Genomic DNA, 7,071 nt, shown 5'->3' on the forward strand with positions numbered 1-7,071 from the left:
CGCCGGGCCGTGCATTACGCACTGTCGTGCCCTGGCCAGACGTGCAAGCATCAACGACCAAGAAATTCCGGAGACATCCATGCTCGAAGCGCTCAGCTGTTCCCGTCGCCTGGCGTTGCAGACCCTGGGCGCCGTCCTCGGTGTGCTGCTGGTTGCCGGCTTCCTGCTGTTCTCGGAACGCAGTCTCATCATGAACGAACGCCAGCAGGCCGTGCGCCAGGCGGTCGAGGTGGCGCACGGGGTGGTAGCCAGTTTTCATGCGCAGGTCGCCACCGGCAAGCTCTCCGAAGACGACGCCAAGAAGGCGGCGCTGGCCGCCGTGAAGGCGCTGCGCTACAGCGGCAACGAGTACTTCTGGGTCAACGACAACACGCCGGTCATGGTCATGCATCCGATGAAGCCGGAGCTCGACGGCAAGCCGCTGACCAACAGCAAGGACCCCACCGGCAAGGCGCTGTTCGTCGCGATGGTGGACATCGTGAAGGCCGAGGGCGCGGGCTTCGTGCCCTACCTCTGGCCCAAGCCGGGCAGCGAGCAGCCGGTGCCCAAGGTGTCCTATGTGAAGGGCTTTGCGCCCTGGGGCTGGATCGTCGGCTCGGGTGTCTATGTCGACACGGTCGACCAGGCGATCTGGCAGCGCGTCTGGCAGGTGGGCCTGGGCGTGCTCGTGCTTGTCGGCGTGCTGCTGGTGCTGGGCCTCGCCATCACCCGCAGCATCACGCGTCAGCTCGGCGGCGAACCGGCGGAGGTCAACACCATCACGCGCAAACTCGCCGAGGGCGACCTCAGCGTCGACATCGACCTGGCGCCGGGCGACCACGCCAGCGTCATGCAGGGTGTGAAGGCCATGCGCGACAGCATGGCCAGCATCGTGCGGCAGGTGCGCGACGGCTCGGAGTCGGTGGCCAACGCCAGCTCGGAGATCGCGAGCGGCAATCAGGACTTGAGCGCCCGCACCGAGAGCCAGGCCAGCGCGCTGCAGCAGACGGCCGCCTCCATGGACGAGCTGGGCGCCACCGTGCGCAACAACGTCGACAACGCGCAGCAGGCCAACCAGCTCGCGCAGAACGCCTCGCACGTGGCGGTCGAGGGCGGCCAGGTCGTCAAGCAGGTCGTCGAGACGATGCGTGGCATCAACGACAGCTCGCGACGCATCGGCGACATCATTTCGGTCATCGACGGCATCGCCTTCCAGACCAACATCCTCGCGCTGAATGCAGCCGTCGAGGCCGCGCGCGCGGGCGAGCAGGGCCGGGGCTTCGCGGTGGTGGCCGGTGAGGTGCGCCTGCTGGCCGGCCGCAGCGCCGACGCGGCTCGCGAGATCAAGCAGCTGATCACGCAGAGCGTGGAGCGCGTCGACCGCGGCAACACGCTGGTCGACAAGGCCGGCGAGACGATGGAGAAGGTCGTCAGCAGCATCCAGCGCGTGACAGACATCATGGGCGAGATCAGCTCCTCCAGCGCTGAGCAAAGCTCGGGTGTGGCGCAAGTGGGCGCCGCCGTCACGCAGATGGACCTGGCCACGCAGCAGAACGCCGCGATGGTCGAGCAGATGGCCGCCGCAGCCGACGGCCTGAAGGTGCAGGCCCAGCAGTTGGTGGAGACCGTGTCGACCTTCCGTCTGCCTGCCACGCGCTGAGCGGCACGAGCAACGAAAAAGGCCTTCCGAGGAAGGCCTTTGTCTTGGCTGGAGCCGTGGCTTACAGCAGGTGCTTCACGCCGTCCTGCTCGTCCGTCAGTTCCTTCAGCGTCTTGTTGATGCACTCCTGCGAGAACTCGTCGATGCTGATGCCTTCGACGATCTTGTACTCACCACCTTCGCAGGTGACGGGGTAGCCGAACATGACTTCCTTGGGGATGCCGTATTCGCCACCCGACGGGATGCCCATCGTGACCCACTTGCCGTTGGTGCCCAGGGCCCAGTCGCGCATGTGGTCGATGGCGGCGTTGGCGGCCGAGGCGGCCGACGACAGGCCGCGAGCGGCAATGATGGCCGCGCCGCGCTTGCCGACGGTGGGCAGGAAGGTCTCGCGGTTCCAGGTCTCGTCGTTGATGAGTTCCTTGACCGAAGCGCCATCGATGGTGGCGTTACGGTAGTCGGCATACATCGTCGGCGAGTGGTTGCCCCACACAGCCAGCTTCTCGATCGAGGCCACGGCCTTGCCGGTCTTGGCAGCCAGTTGCGAAGCGGCGCGGTTGTGGTCCAGGCGCAGCATGGCGGTGAAGTTCTTGGCCGGCAGATCCGGAGCCGACTTCATCGCGATGTAGGCATTGGTGTTGGCCGGGTTGCCAACAACGAGCACGCGCACGTTGCGCGACGCGACGGCGTTGAGCGCCTTGCCCTGCGTCGTGAAGATGGCACCGTTGATCGACAGCAGCTCGGCACGCTCCATGCCCGGGCCGCGGGGGCGCGAGCCCACCAGCAGCGCGTAGTCGGTGTCCTTGAATGCGGTCATCGGGTCGCTGTGCGCTTCGATGCCGGCCAGCAGCGGGAAGGCGCAGTCTTCGAGTTCCATGATCACGCCCTTCAGCGCGTTCTGGGCCTTCTCGTCGGGAATCTCCAGCAGTTGCAGGATGACGGGCTGGTCCTTACCGAGCATCTCGCCGGAAGCGATGCGGAACAGCAGGGCGTAGCCGATCTGGCCAGCAGCGCCGGTGACGGCGACGCGAACGGGTTTCTTGCTCATGAAAATCTCCGAAGGGGCAGTTGAAAATGCGGGTTGGGGCGTGCCGCCCTGAACTCGGCGAGTGTAGGGGCAGACCCTGTGCTGCAATGCGCCGATGCCCTCGCCCAAGCCCCGGTCACCCGCGCCGCTCTACGAGCAAATCCGCCAGTTGATCGTTGCCGCGCTGGCTGCGGGCGAGTGGCGGCCGGGCGACGCCCTGCCCAGCGAGGCCGCGCTGGCCGAGCGTTTCCACGCCAGCGCCGGCACCGTGAGAAAGGCGCTCGACGCGCTGACGGCCGAGCATCTCGTGGAGCGCCGTCAGGGCCGTGGCACCTTCGTCGCCACCCACACGGCGCCGCGTGATGCCTACCGCTTCCTGCGTCTGGTGGCGGACGACGGCGCCCGGGGCTTCACCCGTGAGCTGGTGCATTGCCGCCGGGCGCGCGCCACGGCTGCGACGGCCCGCGCCCTGCAGCTGCGCACGGCCGAGCCGGTCATCGAGGTCAGGCGGCTGCTGCTGCGCCGTGAGCGGCCCGTCGTGCTGGACGACCTGTGGCTGCCCGAACGCCATTTCGACGGCCTGAACGCCGAGCTGATCAACACCTATCCGGGCACGCTGTACGCGCTGTTCGAGGAACGCTTTGGCGTGCACATGGTGCGTGCCGAAGAAAAGCTGCGTGCCGTGGCGGCAACCGTCGATGCGGCCAGGCTGCTGCGCGTGACGGCGGGTGAACCGCTGCTCAGCGTCGAGCGGGTGGCCTTCACTTATGGCGACCGACCGGTCGAATTGCGTCGCGGGCTGTACCACACGAATGCAGACCACTATCTCAACGAGTTGCACTGATCTGCCAATGCCGCAGTGCAGCAACTGCGAAGCTTGGCCATGGTCTTAGCCCTAGAATCTTTCGGTTTCACATTGATAACGGGCCCGCGACCATGACGGATAGCGCCAAGACAAGACCGGTTTACCGAAATATTCACGTCACTCAGCTTGCCGGCTACCGTCTGCCGGCTGCCGGCATCGTGTCCATCCTGCATCGCATCAGCGGTTTCGTGATGTTCCTGCTGCTGCCCTTCGTGGTGTGGATGATGGATAGCAGCCTCAGCTCGGAGATCTCCTTCGAGAGCTTTACCAACGTGTTCGTAGCGGGCGTGGTCGGCATTCCCGGCTGGTTCGTCAAGTTGGCGGCACTGGGCCTGATCTGGTCCTTCCTGCACCACTTCATCGCTGGCGTGCGCCACCTCTGGATGGACGCCACGCACAGTGTCAGCCTCGCCCAGGGCCGCAGCTCGGCCATCGTCACGCTGGCCCTCAGCCTGCTGCTGACGGTGCTGCTTGGCGCCAAGCTGTTCGGTCTGTACTGAGCCCCTTGAGGAACAACAAAAAATGAGCACTTTTGGCTCCAAGCGCATCGTCGTCGGTGCGCATTACGGTCTGCGCGACTGGCTCGCACAGCGTGTTACCGCCGTGCTGATGGCCGTGTTCACGGTCGTGCTGCTGGCGCAGGTGCTGATGCCTGGCGAGTTGGGCTACGACCGTTGGGCGGCGATCTTTTCCCAGCAGTGGATGAAGCTGCTGACCTTCGTGACCATCCTGTCCCTGGCGTATCACGCCTGGGTCGGCATGCGTGATATCTGGATGGACTATGTGCAGCCGGTCGGCATTCGCCTGACGCTGCAGGTGCTGACCATCGTTTGGTTGTTGGGTTGCGCTGGCTGGGCAATCCAGGTGTTGTGGAGACTTTGATGGCCGCGCTTTCGACCCGTAAGTTTGATGTGGTGATCGTCGGGGCCGGCGGCTCCGGCATGCGCGCCTCGCTGCAGTTGTCGCTGGCCGGCCTGAACGTGGCTGTGCTGTCCAAGGTCTTCCCGACCCGCTCGCACACCGTCGCTGCGCAAGGCGGCATCGGCGCGTCTCTGGGCAACATGTCCGAGGACAACTGGCACTATCACTTTTTCGACACCGTCAAGGGTTCGGACTGGCTGGGCGACCAGGACGCCATCGAGTTCATGTGCCGCGAGGCGCCCAAGGTCGTCTACGAGCTTGAGCACTTCGGCATGCCGTTTGACCGCAATGCCGACGGCACCATCTATCAGCGCCCGTTCGGCGGCCACACCGCCAACTACGGCGAGAAGCCCGTGCAGCGCGCCTGCGCGGCGGCCGACCGCACGGGCCACGCGATGCTGCACACGCTGTACCAGCAGAACGTCAAAGCGCGCACGCAGTTCTTCGTCGAGTGGATGGCGCTGGACCTGATCCGCGATGCCGAGGGCGACGTCGTCGGCGTGACCGCGCTGGAGATGGAGACCGGCGAGGTCCACATCCTGCAAGGCAAGACCGTGCTGCTGGCCACCGGCGGCGCGGGCCGCATCTTTGCGGCCAGCACCAATGCCTTCATCAACACCGGCGACGGCCTGGGCATGGCGGCGCGTGCCGGCATCCCGCTGGAGGACATGGAGTTCTGGCAGTTCCACCCCACCGGCGTGCACAACGCCGGCGTGCTGCTGACCGAAGGCTGCCGTGGCGAGGGCGCCATCCTGCGCAACGCCAATGGTGAGCGCTTCATGGAACGCTACGCGCCCACGTTGAAGGATCTGGCGCCGCGCGACTTCGTGTCCCGCTGCATGGACCAGGAGATCAAGGAAGGTCGCGGCTGTGGTCCGAACAAGGACTACATCAACCTCGACATGACCCACCTCGGTGGCGAGACGATTGCCAAGCGCCTGCCCTCGGTGCTGGAGATCGGCCACAACTTCGCCAACGTCGACATCACCAAGGAACCGATCCCCGTGGTGCCGACCATCCACTACCAGATGGGTGGCATCCCCACCAACATCCATGGTCAGGTGGTGGTGCCCAAGGATGGCAAGCCGAACGAGATCATCAAGGGCCTGTACGCCGTCGGCGAATGCGCTTGCGTCAGCGTGCACGGCGCCAATCGCCTGGGCACCAACTCGCTGCTGGACCTGCTGGTATTTGGCCGCGCGGCCGGCAACCACCTGGTGGAAGCGAACCTGGGCAAGCAGGCCCACAAGGCGATGCCGGCCGATGCGGCCGACCTCTCGCTGGCCCGCCTGGCGCGCCTGGACAACAGCACCGGCGGCGAATATGCGCAGGACGTGGCCAACGACCTGCGCGCCGCGATGCAGCAGCATGCCGGCGTGTTCCGCACCCAGGCCATGCTGAACGAGGGCGTGAGCCAGATCGCCGCGATTGCCGAGCGAGTCAAGACCATCGGGCTGAAGGACAAGTCCAAGGTCTTCAACACCGCACGCATCGAGGCGCTGGAAGTCGAGAACCTGATCGAGGCGGCGAAAGCCACCATCGTCTCGGCCGCCGCGCGCACCGAGAGCCGCGGCGCCCACACGGTGAACGACTACGGCGACTCGCCGGCTCACCCGAATGGCCGCAACGACGAGCAGTGGATGAAGCACTCGCTGTGGTACGCCGATGGCAACCGGCTGGACTACAAGCCGGTCAACCTCAAGCCGCTGACCGTTGAATCGATTCCTCCGAAGGTCCGGACCTTCTGATGACCTTGTGGGACAGACCGCCCGAGCAACGCGAGTAGCTCTGTCCCCAACTGACTAGGACTGATTGATGAAGCGCACTTTCGAGATTTACCGCTACGACCCGGACAAGGACGCCAAGCCCTACATGCAGACCCTTGAGGTCGAGCTGGACGGCTCCGAGCGCATGCTGCTGGACGCGTTGAACAAGCTCAAGGCCGTCGACCCCAGCCTGTCGTTCCGTCGCTCCTGCCGCGAAGGCGTGTGCGGTTCGGACGCGATGAACATCAATGGCAAGAATGGTCTGGCCTGCCTGACCAATATGCGGACCTTGCCCGGCGTCATCGTCTTGAAGCCGCTGCCGGGCCTGCCCGTCATCCGCGACATGATTGTCGACATGACGCAGTTCTTCAAGCAGTACAACTCGATCAAGCCTTACCTGATCAACGACATGCCGCCGCCCGACAAGGAGCGCTTGCAGTTCCCCGAAGAGCGTGAAGAGTTGAACGGTCTGTACGAATGCATCTTGTGCGCCAGCTGCTCGACGGCCTGCCCGAGCTTTTGGTGGAATCCGGACAAGTTCGTCGGTCCGGCCGGCTTGTTGCAGGCCTATCGCTTCATTGCCGACAGCCGTGACGAGGCGACCTCTGAGCGCCTCGACAACCTCGAAGATCCGTACCGCTTGTTCCGCTGCCACAGCATCATGAATTGCGTCGATGTCTGCCCCAAGGGGCTGAACCCGACCAAGGCGATCGGCAAGATCAAAGAGCTGATGGTCAGCCGCGCAATCTAAAGCGACTGATGACCGCAGCCTCCGCCCTCATCGACGAACGCGCGCTCTCCAAGCTGCGCTGGCGCTGCAGGCGAGGGCTGCTCGAAAACGATTTGTTCATCA

7 protein-coding genes and 1 pseudogene are annotated in these 7,071 nt (G+C 65.0%); 7 read left to right on the forward strand and 1 reads right to left on the reverse strand.

Annotated elements, in window-relative coordinates:
- Positions 1-79: 79 nt before the first annotated feature.
- Positions 80-1,639, forward strand: a complete 1,560-nt coding sequence (locus tag ABIS05_RS07900) for a methyl-accepting chemotaxis protein (RefSeq protein WP_348009785.1) — start codon at positions 80-82, stop codon at positions 1,637-1,639.
- A 61-nt stretch (positions 1,640-1,700) separates the two neighbouring features.
- Here the strand turns inward: ABIS05_RS07900 and ABIS05_RS07905 are convergent, their stop codons facing one another.
- The gene (locus ABIS05_RS07905; protein ID WP_348009786.1) at positions 1,701-2,687 is read right to left on the reverse strand and encodes a malate dehydrogenase; all 987 of its coding nucleotides are present in this window, start codon (positions 2,685-2,687) and stop codon (positions 1,701-1,703) included.
- Between the two features lie 94 nt (positions 2,688-2,781).
- Here ABIS05_RS07905 and ABIS05_RS07910 point away from each other — a divergent pair, with 94 nt between their 5' ends.
- The 6 genes and pseudogenes from ABIS05_RS07910 to ABIS05_RS07935 form a co-directional block, all read left to right on the forward strand.
- On the forward strand, positions 2,782-3,510 hold the full coding sequence (locus tag ABIS05_RS07910; protein WP_348009787.1) for a GntR family transcriptional regulator: 729 nt from the start codon (positions 2,782-2,784) through the stop codon (positions 3,508-3,510).
- A 92-nt stretch (positions 3,511-3,602) separates the two neighbouring features.
- Positions 3,603-4,031: a succinate dehydrogenase, cytochrome b556 subunit gene (gene sdhC / locus ABIS05_RS07915; protein WP_348009788.1), complete on the forward strand. Its 429-nt coding sequence runs from the start codon at positions 3,603-3,605 to the stop codon at positions 4,029-4,031.
- Between the two features lie 22 nt (positions 4,032-4,053).
- On the forward strand, positions 4,054-4,413 hold the full coding sequence (sdhD, locus tag ABIS05_RS07920; RefSeq protein WP_348009789.1) for a succinate dehydrogenase, hydrophobic membrane anchor protein: 360 nt from the start codon (positions 4,054-4,056) through the stop codon (positions 4,411-4,413).
- Complete coding sequence (sdhA, locus tag ABIS05_RS07925; protein WP_348009790.1) at positions 4,413-6,200, forward strand: succinate dehydrogenase flavoprotein subunit; 1,788 nt, start codon at positions 4,413-4,415, stop codon at positions 6,198-6,200. Before sdhD ends, sdhA begins: the two co-directional genes overlap by 1 nt.
- A 64-nt stretch (positions 6,201-6,264) precedes the next feature.
- A complete protein-coding gene (locus ABIS05_RS07930; RefSeq protein ID WP_348009791.1) occupies positions 6,265-6,969 on the forward strand; it encodes a succinate dehydrogenase iron-sulfur subunit in 705 nt (234 codons plus the stop codon).
- An 8-nt stretch (positions 6,970-6,977) separates the two neighbouring features.
- Positions 6,978-7,071: pseudogene (locus tag ABIS05_RS07935) on the forward strand (succinate dehydrogenase assembly factor 2); the annotation flags it as partial.

The organism is Roseateles sp. (assembly GCF_039929605.1).
Taxonomy (GTDB): Bacteria; Pseudomonadota; Gammaproteobacteria; order Burkholderiales; family Burkholderiaceae_C; genus Pelomonas.

Excerpts from the sequence above, each read along its gene's own strand:
- ABIS05_RS07900 (WP_348009785.1), top strand. The coding sequence starts at position 80 with ATGCTCGAAGCGCTCAGCTGTTCCCGTCGCCTGGCGTTGCAGACCCTG.
- ABIS05_RS07905 (WP_348009786.1), bottom strand. The coding sequence starts at position 2,687 with ATGAGCAAGAAACCCGTTCGCGTCGCCGTCACCGGCGCTGCTGGCCAG.
- ABIS05_RS07910 (WP_348009787.1), top strand. The coding sequence starts at position 2,782 with ATGCCCTCGCCCAAGCCCCGGTCACCCGCGCCGCTCTACGAGCAAATC.
- sdhC (WP_348009788.1), top strand. The coding sequence starts at position 3,603 with ATGACGGATAGCGCCAAGACAAGACCGGTTTACCGAAATATTCACGTC.
- sdhD (WP_348009789.1), top strand. The coding sequence starts at position 4,054 with ATGAGCACTTTTGGCTCCAAGCGCATCGTCGTCGGTGCGCATTACGGT.
- sdhA (WP_348009790.1), top strand. The coding sequence starts at position 4,413 with ATGGCCGCGCTTTCGACCCGTAAGTTTGATGTGGTGATCGTCGGGGCC.